Origin of the sequence: Pseudomonas sp. AO-1, assembly GCF_019775695.1 — a bacterium.
GTDB classification, from domain to species: domain Bacteria; phylum Pseudomonadota; class Gammaproteobacteria; order Pseudomonadales; family Pseudomonadaceae; genus Aquipseudomonas; species Aquipseudomonas parakoreensis.
Genome location: NZ_CP079947.1, coordinates 3954432 through 3968385 on the forward strand (window position 1 = coordinate 3954432; position 13954 = coordinate 3968385).

Genomic DNA, 13954 nt, shown 5'->3' on the forward strand with positions numbered 1-13954 from the left:
GGCATCCCGGTTCACAGCAACCTTTGTGGGAGCGAGCTTGCTCGCGAAGGCGCCAAGTCAGTCAACACTGACATAACAGACCTACCGCTTTCGCGAGCAAGCTCGCTCCCACAGGGAATTCGGGTTGGACATGAGGTTTTGTGAACCTCAGCAATTACAGTGAGACCACACCACCACTGTCGTATAAGGATCTGCAATGCCTGCTGGAAAACGAGAACTGGCGCGGATCGAGCGGCGCTTGATTGCCACGCTCACCGACGCATGTGAAGCCGCAAAAGCTGAAATCCAGGGCTTCACCTGGCTGACCCACACCGCTGACCTGAACGCGTTTGAGGCGACCCTGAAAGTAATCTGGGTGTTCGATACCGAGGCCGACAAACATCTCGCTTTCACACAAGCCAAAGCGCGGATCTTCGAACTGACGACCACTGCGCTGAGGGAGGCCGATATCGACCTGCCCGCATCAGAGCGCAACGTGGGTTTCGACTCCGAGCAAGCGTGCATGCGTTCTCACGGTGGCAACTGGCGTGAGCGTTTGGCCCGCTATTCCTAGCCCTTGCGTTGCTGTTGATACTGCGCCACCAGCTTGTCGAGGAACTCGAACAGCTTAAGGTTCATCTGCTCATAAGCGTTGGTGAGAAGCGCCGCCGGCTGCTGAACGAAACGACAATCCAGCGCCGCCGCCAGCTCGTCAGGGGACGCGGCAATCAAACGCTCCACGACCTCCGCGGTGAACTCCATGTGGCACTGGAAGCCGTAGACCAGATCGCCGTACTCGACAATCTGGCGCGGACAGCCCTCACTGACGGCGAGGACCTTCGCCTGCGCCGTCAGCCCCGGCATATCGTTGTGCCAATGACCGACGTCGAGCGCATCGCCGAAGTGCGCCACCTTGGCGTTGTTCTTGCCCGCCTCGGTCAAGGTGATCGGAAAATTGCCGATTTCCTTTTCCGGGCTGTGACCATGCGCAGCACCCAGCGCTTCGCCGAGCAATTGCGCCCCCAGGCAAACGCCTACCACTGCCTTGTTCGCGTTGATCGCTCTAACGATCAGGTCGCACTCGGCAGCCGCATCGAAATGCGGACATTCCTCTTTGCTCGTCGCCGGCGATTGCGGGCCGCCCAACACCACCAGCAGGTCGATGTTCTCGACGCTCGCGGGCAAGGCCTCAAACGCATGCACGCGCGAATAACTCGCTTCATGGCCACGTTCGCGCACCCAGGTTTCATAGGCGCCGGGCGATTCGAATGCTTCGTGAACCACGAAATGAACGTTCATTGGAAATCCTTGATGAGGGGCTGGATGAGTGATGCGCCAAAGACTATATGACACATAGTGTCATTGGCAAATCCGTTGCTGGAGCAGAGCTGCCAACTCCACGATCACTCTCGCACTTCTCTCAACCGGTCGCGTTCGACTCGACAAAATGCACTTGTGCAGCGCTGCGCCCCGCTAACCAGGCGAGCACCGACGCAATCACCAACACCGCCGCGCTCAGCTCGAAGGTGGTTTTGTAACCGCTCAGGTCAAATGCCAGGCCACCGACGATGGCCCCTCCGGCGATTGCCAGTTGCACGATGGCCACAAGCAAGCCTCCGCCGGCCTCAGCATCCTCCGGGAGCGTCTGTGCCAGCCATGTCCACCAGCCCACGGGCGCCGCTGTGGCGACCAGCCCCCACAGTCCGAGCAGCACCGCAGTCAGCAGCGGTGATGCGCCGAAGTTGACCAGCGCCAGGGCGATGACCGCCATCATCAGCGGGATAACCGTCAGCGTGCGGTACAGGCCGGTGCCGAGGAATCTTTCGATCACAAAGGTCCCGATGAACCCTGCAAGCCCCAGTCCCAGCAGCATCAAGGACAGGGTTGAGATGCTGACCCCGGTGACCTCCTCCAGAAAGGGCCGCAGGTAGGTGAACAGCATGAATTGCCCCATGAAAAATACGCTGACGGCGACCATCCCCAAAGCGACTGGCCATTGCTTCATCAGCCGCAGGGCGTTGCCGCGACCGGCCTGACGCTCGAGCTTGAAGGACGGCAGACTGATCAGCAGCCATATGGCCGCCAGCGCGGCGACCGGAACCACGCAGAAAAATGCGCCGCGCCAGCCTATCAACGCGCCGAGGAAACTCCCCGCCGGAGCGGCAATTACCGTCGCCAGCGCGTTGCCGCCGTTGACGATCGCCAGTGCCCGGGACACTTGGTCAGGCGGCACCAGACGCATCGCGGTTGCCGCTGACAACGACCAGAAACCGCCGATCGCGATGCCGATCAAGGCCCGCCCGAACATGAACGACGGATAGCCCGGCGCGAAAGCGACCACCGTGCCCGAGACGATCATGAGCAAGGTCAGCCCCAGCAACAGCGTCTTGCGCTCGACACGAGCAGCGACCGTTGCAATCACCAGGCTGGTCATCAGGGCGAATGCACCGGACACGGAAATCCCCTGCCCGGCCTGGCCCTCGGTGATGTGCAGTTCGGCGGCAATCGGCGTCAGCAGACTGACCGGCATGAATTCTGAAGCGACCAGGGCGAAGGCGGCCAGCGACATAGCCAGCACCGCGCTCCAGCCGCGCTGTTCTGTAGAAAGGGAAGTCATTGGAACTACCTGTATGGCGAGAGGCGTCCGGGCGATGGCCCGGACGCACTGTTTTTCACGGTGCCAGCGTCGCGTTGTCGATCACGAAACGGTATTTGACGTCACCCTTGAGCATGCGCTCGTACGCCTCGTTGATCTGCTCGGCACGGATCAGCTCGATGTCCGAGACGATGCCGTGTTCGGCACAGAAATCGAGCATCTCCTGAGTCTCTGGAATACCGCCGATCATCGATCCCGCGAGGGTGCGACGCTTCATGATCAGGTTGAACACGTTCGGCGATGGATGCGGCGACGCCGGTGCCCCCACCAGCGTCATCGCGCCGTCACGCTTGAGCAGCACCAGCAAGGCGTCGAGGTCGTGGGGGGCGGCCACGGTGTTGATGATCAGGTCGAAGCTTTTCAGGTGCGCGGCCATTTGCTGGGCATCGCTTGAAACCACCACCTCATCGGCGCCGAGGCTTTTCGCGGCCTCGCGTTTCGATTCGGACGTGGTGAACGCCACTACGTACGCGCCCAACGCGTGCGCCAGTTTGATGCCCATGTGGCCCAGACCACCGATGCCGACCACGCCGACTTTTTTGCCGGGGCCGGCGTTCCAGTGCCGCAGCGGCGACCAGGTGGTGATGCCCGCGCACAGCAGCGGCGCCACCGCAGCCAGTTGAGTTTCAGGATGACGAATCCGCAATGCGTAGCGCTGGTGCACCACGATCGCTTGCGAGTAACCGCCCAGGGTCCAGCCGGGCGCATCTGCAGTCGGGAAGTTGTAGGTGCCGATCATGCCGTCGCAGTAATTCTCAAGACCCTCGGCACACTCTTCGCAATGTTTGCAGCTGTCGACAATGCAGCCGACGCCGACCAGATCACCCGGAGCGAAGCCGCTGACCTGTTGGCCTACGGCGGTGACCCGACCGACGATCTCGTGACCGGGCACGCAAGGATATTGTGTGCCCTCCCATTCGGCCCGCACCTGGTGCAGGTCGGAGTGGCAGATACCGCAATAGGCAATCTCGATCTGCACGTCTTCCGGGCCGGGATCGCGACGGGTGATGCGCAGAGGTTCAAGCGGTTTGTCGCCCGCATGGGCGCCATAAGCGAAGACTTGCATGGTGGCTCTCCTGTAATGGTTTGACACATTCTCCCGGTCGATTCACCTCCGCCCTAGTGCATTCCTCTTGAATGCTTGCCTGATCCTCTGAGGTTGCGGGGTGGTGTATAGGAAACGGCTGTGCAGCGGATTAGAGTTCGATCAACAGGAGTTGTCCGACATGATCCCTACCCCGCTGCGCCACGCATCACCTTTGGCGTTGAACATTGACCCGCGCGTGAGCGTAGCGGGCGACTTCGCCACGCTGATACCCGGCCTGTCGCTGTTTCGTCGCGATCAGCCGGCGCCACCGGCTGTGTGCATGATCGAGCCGAGCCTGATTCTGGTGGGCCGTGGGGAAAAGCGCTTGTGGGTCGGCGGTGAGGGTTACCGCTATGACCCTTCGCGATTTCTGGTCACTTCACTGGATCTGCCCGCCAATTCCGAAGTGATGCTTGCCAGCCCCGAACAGCCCTGTGTCGGGCTGGTGCTGAAACTGGATGTCGGCATGCTCGCCGAAATCCTCAGCAAAGGTGGCTTGCCTGCGAAACGGCAGCCGTCGATGAACGCGGGCGCTGGCATTGGCAGCATGTCGTCCGCGCTGGAAGGCGCGCTTGAGCGCCTGCTGGCATTGCTCGACGAGCCTGAAGCGATCCCGGTACTGGCGCCGCTGGTGCTGCGGGAAATCCACTATCGCCTGCTCCATACCGATCAAGGCGCGCGGCTGCGGCAGATCACGGCCGTCGATGGCCAGGGTTATCGCATCGCCAAAGCCATCGACTGGCTCAAGGTCAACTACAGCGCGGCGCTGCGCATCGATGAGCTGGCGGCGCGGGTGCTGATGAGCGCACCGACCTTTCACCACCACTTCCGCCAGCTCACCGGTATGAGCCCGCTGCAGTACCAGAAGTGGCTGCGACTGAACGAGGCGCGCCGGCTGATGTTGATGGAGCGTCTGGACGTTTCGCGAGCGGCGTTTGCGGTCGGCTATGAAAGTCCCTCGCAGTTCAGCCGCGAATACGCGCGCCTGTATGGCACCGCACCCAGTCGTGATATCGCGCTGCTGCGTGGCGACCCCTTCGCCGCAGAAGCGCTGGGCAATACGGCCAGTTGAGCAAAAGAACACGCTTTACCGATGAGGCGCCACGCAGCGTTTCACCGCTTATAAAAATGCACGTCAACCGATGATCGAGCGGGTGAACCATGGAACTACGAATCAACCAGAAAACCTATCAGGTCGATGCCGACGCCGATACGCCCCTGCTGTGGGTGATCCGCGATGACCTGGGCATGACCGGCACCAAGTACGGCTGTGGATTGGCGCAGTGCGGCGCCTGCTCCGTGCTGGTGGACGGCAACGTGGTGCGCTCGTGCGTCACGCCGGTGGCCGGCGTGGTCGGTCGCGAGGTCACCACGATTGAGGCGATCGAGGCCGACGATGTGGGCAAACGGGTGGTCTCGACCTGGGTTGATCTGCAGGTCGCCCAGTGCGGGTACTGCCAGTCCGGGCAGGTGATGGCCGCCACGGCGCTGCTCAAGCAGAACCCCAAGCCGAGTGATGCGCAGATCGAAGCGGCGATGGTCAACCTGTGCCGCTGCGGCACGTACAACGCCATTCATGCCGCCGTGCATGAGCTGGCCGGCAAGGGAGACGCCTGATGAACGTGCGTATCGATCCTGCTCAGGAAGCCTCAGCACTGACGCTGCACGAACCGATCAATGTGTCGCGCAGACGCTTTCTGGCCGGCACCGCCGTCGGCGCACTGGTGCTCGGCTTCGGCCTGCCGCTGGGCACGACGCGCGTGCAAGCGGCAGCGGCGTCGGCCACTGCCGAACGCGGCACGCAGGTGCCGGCGTTTCTGGAAATTCGCCCGGACAACCGCGTGCGCCTGCTGTGCCCGTTCATGGAAGGCGGACAAGGTACGTTCACCGCGATGGCGCAGATCGTCGGTGAAGAACTGGATGCCGACCCGGCGACGTTCCTGGTAGAAGCCGCGCCCCCCGGCGAAGCCTATGTAGTGATGGAGAACGGCATGCGCATCACCGGCGGCAGCATGTCGGTGCGCATGAGTTACCCGGTGATGCGCCGCCTCGGCGCCCTCGCCCGCGCCATGCTGCTGCAGGCGGGCGCGCAGAAACTTGGGGTGCCGGTGAGCGAACTGACTACCGAACCCGGCAAAGTCGTGCACGCCAAGTCGGGCCGCTCGCTGGCCTACGGCGAACTGGCCGAACACGCCATGGATCTGCCGGTTCCCGATCCGGCCTCGGTGCAACTGCGTGATCCGAGCCAGTTCCGCTGGATCGGTAAACCGGTGAAGCGCGTCGATGCCTACGACAAGTCCACCGGCAAGGCGCTGTACAGCATCGACCTGAAGGTCGACGACATGCTGCATGCCGCCGTTCAGCACGCCCCGCGTTTGGGCATGACCGTGGGCAACCTGCGCAACGAAGAGCAGGTCAAAGCGATGAAAGGCGTGCATTCCGTGCATCGCCTGCCGGGTGCCGTGGCGGTAGTCGCCGAGCGCTGGTGGCACGCCAAACGTGCAGTGGAAGCGATTCAGGTCGACTGGCAGGAACCCACGGCCGACAGCAAGGTACGGCCGATGCCTGCAGACTTTTCCAGCGATGCCTGGCTCAAGCGCCTGGCTGAAGACAAAGGCCCGGCCAGGGATGATGAAAATGAAGGCGACGTGGCTGCAATTCTGGCCAGCGCCAAAACGCGGATTGACGCCACTTACCACAACCAGTATCTGAACCACGGCCAGTTGGAGCCGCCGTCAGCGCTGGCCCGCTTCAATCCCGACGGATCACTGGAAGTCTGGCTGCCGAATCAGGCGCCGGACATGTTCCGTGCCGACATCGCCAAACGCACCGGACTGGACCCGTCGCGCATCACCTTGCATTCGCCATTGCTGGGCGGCTTCTTCGGTCGGCATTTCCTCTACGACGCCGCCAGTCCCTACCCTCAGGCGATTGAATTGTCCAAGGCGGTTGGCCGCCCGGTCAAACTGATCTGGAGCCGCGAGGAAGAGTTCCTGCGCGACGTGCTGCGTCCTGTAGCCGCGGTGAATTTCCGCGCCGCGCTGGACAACGACGGCTGGCCGCTGGCAATCGAAGCGATCAGCGCCACCGAAGGACCGACCGAGGCGCTGGCCGGCAAACAGGGTGAGAAGCTCGACCCGACGGCGCTTGAAGGCTTGTCGGGCAAGTCCTATGCAATCCCCAACAAGCGCATCGCGCAGATCTACGCCAAAGGCCCGGCGATGCTCGGTTACTGGCGTTCGGTGGGCAATTCGCTCAACGATTTCTTCTATGAGTCGTTCCTTGACGAACTGGCCGACAAGGGCGGCAAGGACCCGTTCGAACTGCGCGTGCATCTGCTGCGCGACAACCCGCGACTGACCACGCTGCTGCACGCAGTGGGCGAGCTGTCGGGTGGCTGGAAGCGTGGGCCGTTCACCGCGGCGGACGGCAGCAAACGTGCGCGAGGCGTGGCGATGGCGTCGCCGTTCGGTACCCAGACGGCGGTGATCGCCGAGGTCTCCATCGAGCACGGTCAGGTCAAGGTGCACGACATCTGGCAGGCAATCGACCCCGGCAGCATCGTCAACCCGGCGATTGTCGAAGCGCAGGTCAATGGCGCGGTGGCGCTGGGCCTGTCGCAAACCCTGGTGGAGGAAGCCGTGTGGATTGATGGCAAACCGCGTGCGCGCAACTACGACTTGTATCCGATCCTGCCGCCTGCGCGGATGGCCCGGGTCCACGTGCGTGTGGTCGAGAGCGGGGAAAAAATGGGCGGTATCGGCGAACCACCGCTGCCCGCCGTCGCACCCGCCGTCGCCAATGCGGTGGCAACGCTGACCGGGCAACGGGTGCGCAGCCTGCCCATGAGCCGCCACACCTTCACTTGATCAACGCCGGAGCGTCCATGAATAACCGCCGATTCGCAAGAACCGCAGGCTGGCTGGCAGTGCCGTGCCTGGTCGCGGCAGGCCTGCTGGCCTGGTATGTCACCCGCGAGCCTGTCTCGCGCCTTGAAAACAACCACATCGCCGTGGCCGATATCGACCCGGCGCTGGTGGCTCGTGGCGAATACGTCGCCCGACTCAGCGATTGCGTGGCATGCCACAGCGTGCCGGGCGGTGCGCCGTTCGCTGGCGGCCTGGAAATGGCCACACCACTGGGCGCGATCCACGCGACCAACATCACCCCGGAGCCGGAAACCGGCATCGGTCGCTACAGCCTGGCGGACTTCGACCGTGCGCTACGCCACGGCGTGGCACCCGACAGCCGCCGTCTCTACCCGGCGATGCCCTACCCGTCCTACGCCAAGCTCAGTGACGACGATGTGCGCGCGCTGTACGCGTTTTTCATGAAAGGCGTGGCACCGGTCAAGCAGGCGAATATCCCGAGTGCGATTCCTTTCCCATTGAACCTGCGCTGGCCGATTGCGCTGTGGAACGGTGTGTTTGCCGATACCGAACCTTACGTGGCCAAACCGTCGCAGGATGCCGTGTGGAATCGCGGCGCTTATCTCGTTCAAGGCGCAGGACACTGCGGCAGTTGCCATACGCCGCGCGGTCTGGCGTTCAACGAGAAGGCTCTGGAGGAGTCCGCCACGCCGTACCTCGCCGGCGCCTTGCTCGATGGCTGGTACGCGCCGAGCCTGCGTGATGATCACAACACCGGCCTGGGTCGCTGGAGCGAACCGGAGATCGTGCAGTTCCTCAAGACCGGGCGTAACAAACATGCAGTGGTTTATGGCTCAATGACCGAGGCGTTCAACAACTCGACGCAGTTCATGAGCGATGACGATCTGACCGCGATTGCCCGTTATCTCAAGTCATTGCCCGGGGACCGTCAGCGCGACGGCCAGCCATGGCAGTACCAAGCGGTTTCGGCGACGGAACGTCTGGACGCGCCCGGTGCCCATACCTACGTCACGCGCTGTGCTTCGTGCCACGGTTTGGACGGCAAGGGCCAGTCGGAATGGATGCCGCCGCTGGCCGGCGCCACGTCGGCACTGGCCAAGGAAAGTGCTTCGGCGATCAACATCACCCTCAACGGTTCGCAACGGGTGGTGGCCGCCGGAGTACCGGACGCCTATCGCATGCCGGCCTTCCGTGAGCAGTTGTCGGATCAAGAGATCGCCGAAGTGCTGACCTTCATGCGCAGCACCTGGGGCAATCAGGGCGGTGCCATTGAAGCGCAGGCGGTCAACAAGCTGCGTGAACGTACCGATCCGGCCAGCAGCAGCCCGATCATCCTGCAAATGCGTTAGAGGAACGTTTGATGGAAAGCATCGACTTGCTGGTCCTGCGCACCGCGCGGGACTGGCTCGCCGCCGGCGAGCAGGTGTTGCTCGCCACGGTCGCGCGCACATGGGGCTCTTCGCCGCGCCCGACAGGGTCGATGATGGCTTTGCGCAACGACGGTCGGGTGGTCGGCAGCGTGTCCGGCGGCTGCATCGAGGACGATCTGATCCATCGTTACACCACCGCGCAGGGCGGCAGCGGCCTCAAGGACAGTGCGCCCGAGGTGGTGCGCTACGGCGTCAGCGCCGACGAGGCGCATCGTTTCGGTTTGCCCTGTGGCGGCACGCTTGAGCTGATTCTTGAGTTCAATCCCTCATGGCAGGTGCTGGACCAACTGCTGCTGCAACTGGATGCCGGGCAACTGGTGCGCCGCTGCCTGGCACTGGATAGCGGTCGCGTCACGCTGGAAACCACGGCAACTCCTGAGCAATTCAGTTTTGACGGCCAACAGATGCGCAATACCCTCGGGCCGGGGTATCGGCTGCTGATGATCGGTGCCGGCGCGCTGGCCGAGTATCTGGCGACCATGGCGCTGTTCAACGGCTTCAAGGTCGCCGTGTGCGACCCGCGTGCCGAATACATCGACACCTGGGCGGTGGACGGTGTGGAGCGCATTATTGGCATGCCGGACGACGTGGTGCGCGACTTCGCGGTCGATCTGCGCACCTGCATCGTCGCCTTGAGCCATGATCCGCGACTCGACGATCTGGCACTGCTCGAGGCCCTGCACAGCCCGGCGTTTTACATCGGCGCCATCGGCTCGCGGCGCAACAGTCAGCTGCGCCGCGAACGTCTGATCGAGCATTTTGGTGAGACCCAGGCATCACTCGAGCGCCTGCACGGGCCGATCGGCATCTACATTGGCAGCAAGACACCGGCGGAGATCGCGGTCAGCGTGATGGCCGAGATCCTGGCCGCGAAGAATGGCGCCAATTTGCCGAAGGCTTTTTCGATCGCCAGCGCCAAGGCGCAGGAAGCCTGACTGGCGGATACATTCAGCACCTGCGTGATGACGCTGAATCAACCTTCAACGTGAGGCGCCTGCACGGGTGAACTGCTGCTCCGTCACCACGCTGCCCCACTGGCTGCCCTGCTCTTCCATGGTCAATTCGAACCCGGCGGCTTCGTACAGTCGGCGCGCGGCGTCGAGGCCCTTGAAGGTCCAGAGCTGAATCGCATCAAAACCCTGCTGATCGCAAAACTCCACTGCCGCGCTCAGCAGCTGCCGGCCGACGCCACTGCCGCGGCAGCCGTCGTCGAGGATAAACCAGCGCAGATGCGCCTGATTGTTGCCCAGATCCTGGCCGTCGATTGCGATCGAGCCGACGATGCGCTCATCAAGCATCGCCACCCAGATCTGGTTGCAGGGCTGATCGAGGCGCCCGACAAACTCCGCCGTTTCACTGGCGACGCGGCTTTCAAAGATCGCGCCGAAACCGGAATGCCGCGAATAATAATCCGCATGCATTTGCGCCACGCGGCCGATCAGCCCGGGGCGATAGCCGGCGCTGATGTGCAGGTTCGGCGCGAGTCGCTGGTCAGCGCCCAGACGGATGCTTTTGAGCGCATGGGCGTAGGTTGCAAGGCCCTGCGCCACGCTCTGTTGCTGCGACGGATTGAGCGTGTTCAGTGCGTTGCTGACCTGCGCCCGGCCGTAGGCATGAATGTCGGCGACGGTCTGCCGGCCCTGCGCCGTCAGGTGCAGATGCTTGACCCGGGCGTCCTCGGCGGCGCGCTCCTCGATCTCCCCGGCCTTGATCAGTTTGCCGACCATGCGGCTGACACTGGACTTTTCCAGACCAAGGCTTTGCGCCAGTTGTGCAGCGCTGACGCCGTCCCCGGCCTCGATTTCCAGCAATGCGTGCACGCCGGAGGCTGAATAGTCGGTCGCCGCCAGGGTGGCGCGCAGGAAACCGAACTCACGCACCATTGTGCGCGACGCTGTACGGATTTCTTCGATCAAGGCTGTAGGGACACTCATGACACATCACTGCTGAAATTTAGTTGTACCATACAACCATATTCCCCCACACCGACGCAAGCAGCCAACCACGCCGGGCAAACGCTAGCGTGCCGACATCACCAGAGCAGCAAATGTCAGGCAAAAAAAGCCCCGCTACCGAATGAGGTGCGGGGCAAAGTATTGGTTGGTTGCGGCCAACCAAAGGAGCTCGGTCAGAACGGTTTGCGCGGCCGGGTCAGATGCAATCCTGGGCAGCGCGTTCAAAACTGGAAGGCAGGAAATTGGAAGCCAGCAAGTGGCGCTCATAGATGAACACTTTGCCGCCGTTGCCGGCCTTGTAGGCTTCCAGCACGTTGTCTGCCGACACCTTGCTCGGCACCACGATCCGGTAGCTGCGCTGGGTCTGCGAGACGGTCGGGTTCAGCGCACTGCTCTGCAGCTTGGGCACCACGCAATCGGCGTATTGCGCCGGAGTCTTGTTGGTCTGCAAGGTCAGCGTCGGGTCGTTCGGTGCGGAGGCGCAACCGGCGAGCAGCAAGGAGGCAACCGCCAGGGTCGGGGCAAAAAAAGTACGCATCGGTGTAATCCTGAAAATAAAAGTCCGGTTCATCCGGCAACGGTTCAGCGTCACGGCGCCGCCGCTGCCCTTTTGGTTTTGAGTGTTCAGCTGGAAGCCACCAGCGCCTTGAGCGAGGCATCGAACTGCTTCAAGGCATTGAGTTGCAGATCACGTTGCTGCTCGATCTGCGCGGCAATCTCCTGCGCCGCTTTGTCGTGTACCCAGACCGACGGAATCTGTTTCTCCACCGAGCCCTCGGCCTTGCCGATGTACTGCAGGTCGGCATCGTAGAAACGCGCGATGAAATGCGCCTCGTACAGGCTGTTTTGCTGGGTCAGCAAGCGGTTGAAGGTGTCGAGTTTCACCACAATGTCCGGGTGTGCCTGAATCAGCGCATCAAGGCTGTCGTAAACCGTCACCGACGAAAAATGACGCTGCAGCGAGCTGAGCAACCAATCGATGGCCAGTTCCGGGTCGGAGCTGCTGACAAAGGCTGCACGAATTCGCGAATCCAGCGCATCCTTGGCGCCGTGCAACGCCATGTCGTGGTAGCGCGTCAGGTATTGCAGGTTTTCCCGGGTGTTTTCGCTGTACAGCACACCCACGGTCTGTGAATGTTGCAATGTCGCGCTGCTGCCGGCGATTGGCTGAAGATGACACGCACAAGCGTCGTCTGCGTAAGACGGTGCCGTGGCTACCATGCCGCTCATCAGCAGAGCGGTCAGCGCCAGTCGGGTCAGTGTCTTCATCGCGCAATTTCCTTGAGCTGCGTTTTCAATGAAGGCAATTTTCCGCCTATTGCCTGCAAAGCTGAACTTGCGTTTCGTGATGGTCACTATTACTTCTAGCGATAGTTACCGACGATAACGTTTGATCCATGCTCATCTCTAATGACTAAAACAACAGTGAGGACGCCGCTTTGAGAACCTTTGACCTGATCCGCGACGCGGTTTTGCCCGACTTTCGCGAGCGGGTGGCGGAATACCTGGTGCAGTACGAAAACGTGTTGCTGGACAAGGACATCACCGATGTGCAGCTCAAACGCGATACGGCCAATCAGCTGCGTGGCTATCTGCGCGGGCTGAACACCACGCGAGTGCTGGGCATGGCTTATTGGGAAGAACTGGATCGGCGGGTCGTCGACACCTGGCTCGCGCCACAGTCATGACGGCGAACGCCCGGCCATGACATCAGCGTGCGGAGCCTGCCAAAACGGCCCCGAACGCTTACAATCGCCGGCCCTACCGACCTTCTGACAGGCTCCCCCGGAAATGCCGCTCGACCCACTGACGATGCTGACCATTTCGATCGCTCTCGCAGCCGCCGCCGCGCTGTATCTGGCGGTCGAGTGGCGCAGCATTCGTGAGCCTTCGCTGCTGTTCTGGAGCGCCGGTTTCGCCACCATCACCATCGGTTCCACCCTGGCCCTGCTGCGCAGCAACGGTTTTCTGCTGATCGGCATCTGGTTCGCCAACGGCTTGCTGGTGACCGCGCACTTTCTGTTTTTGCTGGGGGTGGCGCGCTTCACGCAGATCCGTCTATCCCCGGCCTGGTACCTGATTTTCGTCAGCTGGCTGGTCATGCTGTTGTTGCCGGACGGGCCGCTGTGGTCGAAAGTCATGCTGGCCGCCAACTCGCTGCTGGTGGCCGCCTCGACGCTCAAGGCCAGTCTGCTGCTGCGCCCCCACGGCAGCTCGCTGAGCGTCGGCGCGGTGCAACTGCGCTACGTGTTGCTCGGTCACGGGCTGTTCTATGTGGCCAAGGCCCTGACCGTGATGATCCCGGGCACGCTGATCGATCTGGCGGCGTTCCGGGGTGAAATCATTCAGATTTCGCTGGTCGAAGGCGCAATGGCGATCATGCTGATTGCGCTGTCGATGACCGGCACCGAACGCTACCGGCGCGAGGAACAGATCGCCCGACTGGCCGCCCGTGATCCGCTGACCGCTCTCTACAACCGCCGCGCCCTCGATGTGCGCGCGCCGCGCTTGCTGCAAGACGTCTCCCCGGCGCATCCGGGAGCCCTGCTGCTGATCGACATCGACAACTTCAAATCGGTCAACGATCAGTACGGCCACAGCGCCGGCGACCGTTTGCTGGTGGCCTTGAGTGAAATGATCCGCGCCGAGACTTCCGATGAGACGCTCGCCGCCCGTTTGGGTGGCGACGAGTTCGTGATTTTGCTGAGCAACGCGCCCAGTGATCACGTCGTCAGACTGGGCGACGCCCTGCGCGATCAGTTTCACCGCAGCGCCGCCCAGGCATTTCCGACACCAGAGCCGGTGACGTTAAGCATCGGCGCCACCCTATTCAACCAGCCGCCGGCCAGTCTCGCGGCATTGATCGAACAAGGCGACGCCGCGCTCTATGAATCCAAGCGCGGTGGGCGCAACCGCCTGCGCCTGACCGGAATCACCCCTTCAGGATGACCAGCCCC

Annotated in this window: 14 protein-coding genes; 8 read left to right on the forward strand and 6 right to left on the reverse strand. The window is 62.5% G+C overall.

Annotation, left to right across the window (positions count from 1 at the left end; translation table 11 throughout):
- The first annotated feature begins 196 nt into the window (after positions 1-196).
- Positions 197-553 carry a hypothetical protein gene (locus tag KVQ82_RS18035; protein WP_222015001.1) on the forward strand — a complete coding sequence of 119 codons (357 nt, stop codon included), beginning with the start codon at positions 197-199 and terminating at the stop codon, positions 551-553.
- Here KVQ82_RS18035 and KVQ82_RS18040 read toward each other — a convergent pair.
- The 3 genes from KVQ82_RS18040 to KVQ82_RS18050 all read right to left on the reverse strand — a co-directional run bounded on the left by KVQ82_RS18040 (position 550) and on the right by KVQ82_RS18050 (position 3701).
- Complete coding sequence (locus KVQ82_RS18040; RefSeq protein ID WP_222015002.1) at positions 550-1278, reverse strand: type 1 glutamine amidotransferase; 729 nt, start codon at positions 1276-1278, stop codon at positions 550-552. The genes KVQ82_RS18035 and KVQ82_RS18040 overlap by 4 nt on opposite strands.
- 121 nt (positions 1279-1399) lie before the next feature.
- Positions 1400-2596, reverse strand: a complete 1197-nt coding sequence (locus tag KVQ82_RS18045; RefSeq protein ID WP_222015010.1) for an MFS transporter — start codon at positions 2594-2596, stop codon at positions 1400-1402.
- 55 nt (positions 2597-2651) lie between these two features.
- Positions 2652-3701, reverse strand: a complete 1050-nt coding sequence (locus KVQ82_RS18050) for an NAD(P)-dependent alcohol dehydrogenase (protein WP_041062671.1) — start codon at positions 3699-3701, stop codon at positions 2652-2654.
- 160 nt (positions 3702-3861) lie between these two features.
- On the opposite strand from KVQ82_RS18050, the gene KVQ82_RS18055 reads away from it, so the two are divergent.
- The 5 genes from KVQ82_RS18055 to KVQ82_RS18075 all read left to right on the forward strand — a co-directional run bounded on the left by KVQ82_RS18055 (position 3862) and on the right by KVQ82_RS18075 (position 9977).
- Positions 3862-4794: an AraC family transcriptional regulator gene (locus tag KVQ82_RS18055; protein ID WP_222015012.1), complete on the forward strand. Its 933-nt coding sequence runs from the start codon at positions 3862-3864 to the stop codon at positions 4792-4794.
- An 89-nt stretch (positions 4795-4883) separates the two neighbouring features.
- Positions 4884-5339, forward strand: a complete 456-nt coding sequence (locus KVQ82_RS18060) for a (2Fe-2S)-binding protein (RefSeq protein ID WP_027613020.1) — start codon at positions 4884-4886, stop codon at positions 5337-5339.
- Positions 5339-7591: a xanthine dehydrogenase family protein molybdopterin-binding subunit gene (locus tag KVQ82_RS18065; protein ID WP_222015016.1), complete on the forward strand. Its 2253-nt coding sequence runs from the start codon at positions 5339-5341 to the stop codon at positions 7589-7591. Before KVQ82_RS18060 ends, KVQ82_RS18065 begins: the two co-directional genes overlap by 1 nt.
- A 17-nt stretch (positions 7592-7608) precedes the next feature.
- On the forward strand, positions 7609-8961 hold the full coding sequence (locus KVQ82_RS18070; RefSeq protein ID WP_222015018.1) for a cytochrome c: 1353 nt from the start codon (positions 7609-7611) through the stop codon (positions 8959-8961).
- 11 nt (positions 8962-8972) lie between these two features.
- A complete protein-coding gene (locus KVQ82_RS18075) occupies positions 8973-9977 on the forward strand; it encodes an XdhC family protein (RefSeq protein WP_222015021.1) in 1005 nt (334 codons plus the stop codon).
- A 45-nt stretch (positions 9978-10022) separates the two neighbouring features.
- Here the strand turns inward: KVQ82_RS18075 and KVQ82_RS18080 are convergent, their stop codons facing one another.
- The 3 genes from KVQ82_RS18080 to KVQ82_RS18090 form a co-directional block, all read right to left on the reverse strand.
- Entirely contained in the window at positions 10023-10976 is a 954-nt protein-coding gene (locus KVQ82_RS18080) for a helix-turn-helix domain-containing GNAT family N-acetyltransferase (protein ID WP_222015023.1), read from the reverse strand.
- 217 nt (positions 10977-11193) lie between these two features.
- Complete coding sequence (locus KVQ82_RS18085; protein WP_222015025.1) at positions 11194-11535, reverse strand: hypothetical protein; 342 nt, start codon at positions 11533-11535, stop codon at positions 11194-11196.
- Between the two features lie 86 nt (positions 11536-11621).
- Positions 11622-12266: a hypothetical protein gene (locus KVQ82_RS18090; protein WP_041062703.1), complete on the reverse strand. Its 645-nt coding sequence runs from the start codon at positions 12264-12266 to the stop codon at positions 11622-11624.
- A 170-nt stretch (positions 12267-12436) separates the two neighbouring features.
- Here KVQ82_RS18090 and KVQ82_RS18095 point away from each other — a divergent pair, with 170 nt between their 5' ends.
- Both KVQ82_RS18095 and KVQ82_RS18100 read left to right on the forward strand, forming a co-directional pair.
- On the forward strand, positions 12437-12685 hold the full coding sequence (locus KVQ82_RS18095; protein WP_047294879.1) for a hypothetical protein: 249 nt from the start codon (positions 12437-12439) through the stop codon (positions 12683-12685).
- Between the two features lie 103 nt (positions 12686-12788).
- Positions 12789-13946 (forward strand): GGDEF domain-containing protein, encoded by a 1158-nt coding sequence (locus KVQ82_RS18100; RefSeq protein WP_047294881.1) that lies wholly within the window; start codon positions 12789-12791, stop codon positions 13944-13946.
- Positions 13947-13954: the final 8 nt, after the last annotated feature.

Coding starts and splice junctions, on each gene's coding strand:
- KVQ82_RS18065 (WP_222015016.1), top strand. CDS start 5,339: ATGAACGTGCGTATCGATCCTGCTCAGGAAGCCTCAGCACTGACGCTG.
- KVQ82_RS18080 (WP_222015023.1), bottom strand. CDS start 10,976: ATGAGTGTCCCTACAGCCTTGATCGAAGAAATCCGTACAGCGTCGCGC.
- KVQ82_RS18075 (WP_222015021.1), top strand. CDS start 8,973: ATGGAAAGCATCGACTTGCTGGTCCTGCGCACCGCGCGGGACTGGCTC.
- KVQ82_RS18070 (WP_222015018.1), top strand. CDS start 7,609: ATGAATAACCGCCGATTCGCAAGAACCGCAGGCTGGCTGGCAGTGCCG.
- KVQ82_RS18085 (WP_222015025.1), bottom strand. CDS start 11,535: ATGCGTACTTTTTTTGCCCCGACCCTGGCGGTTGCCTCCTTGCTGCTC.
- KVQ82_RS18090 (WP_041062703.1), bottom strand. CDS start 12,266: ATGAAGACACTGACCCGACTGGCGCTGACCGCTCTGCTGATGAGCGGC.
- KVQ82_RS18055 (WP_222015012.1), top strand. CDS start 3,862: ATGATCCCTACCCCGCTGCGCCACGCATCACCTTTGGCGTTGAACATT.
- KVQ82_RS18060 (WP_027613020.1), top strand. CDS start 4,884: ATGGAACTACGAATCAACCAGAAAACCTATCAGGTCGATGCCGACGCC.
- KVQ82_RS18035 (WP_222015001.1), top strand. CDS start 197: ATGCCTGCTGGAAAACGAGAACTGGCGCGGATCGAGCGGCGCTTGATT.
- KVQ82_RS18045 (WP_222015010.1), bottom strand. CDS start 2,596: ATGACTTCCCTTTCTACAGAACAGCGCGGCTGGAGCGCGGTGCTGGCT.
- KVQ82_RS18100 (WP_047294881.1), top strand. CDS start 12,789: ATGCCGCTCGACCCACTGACGATGCTGACCATTTCGATCGCTCTCGCA.
- KVQ82_RS18050 (WP_041062671.1), bottom strand. CDS start 3,701: ATGCAAGTCTTCGCTTATGGCGCCCATGCGGGCGACAAACCGCTTGAA.
- KVQ82_RS18040 (WP_222015002.1), bottom strand. CDS start 1,278: ATGAACGTTCATTTCGTGGTTCACGAAGCATTCGAATCGCCCGGCGCC.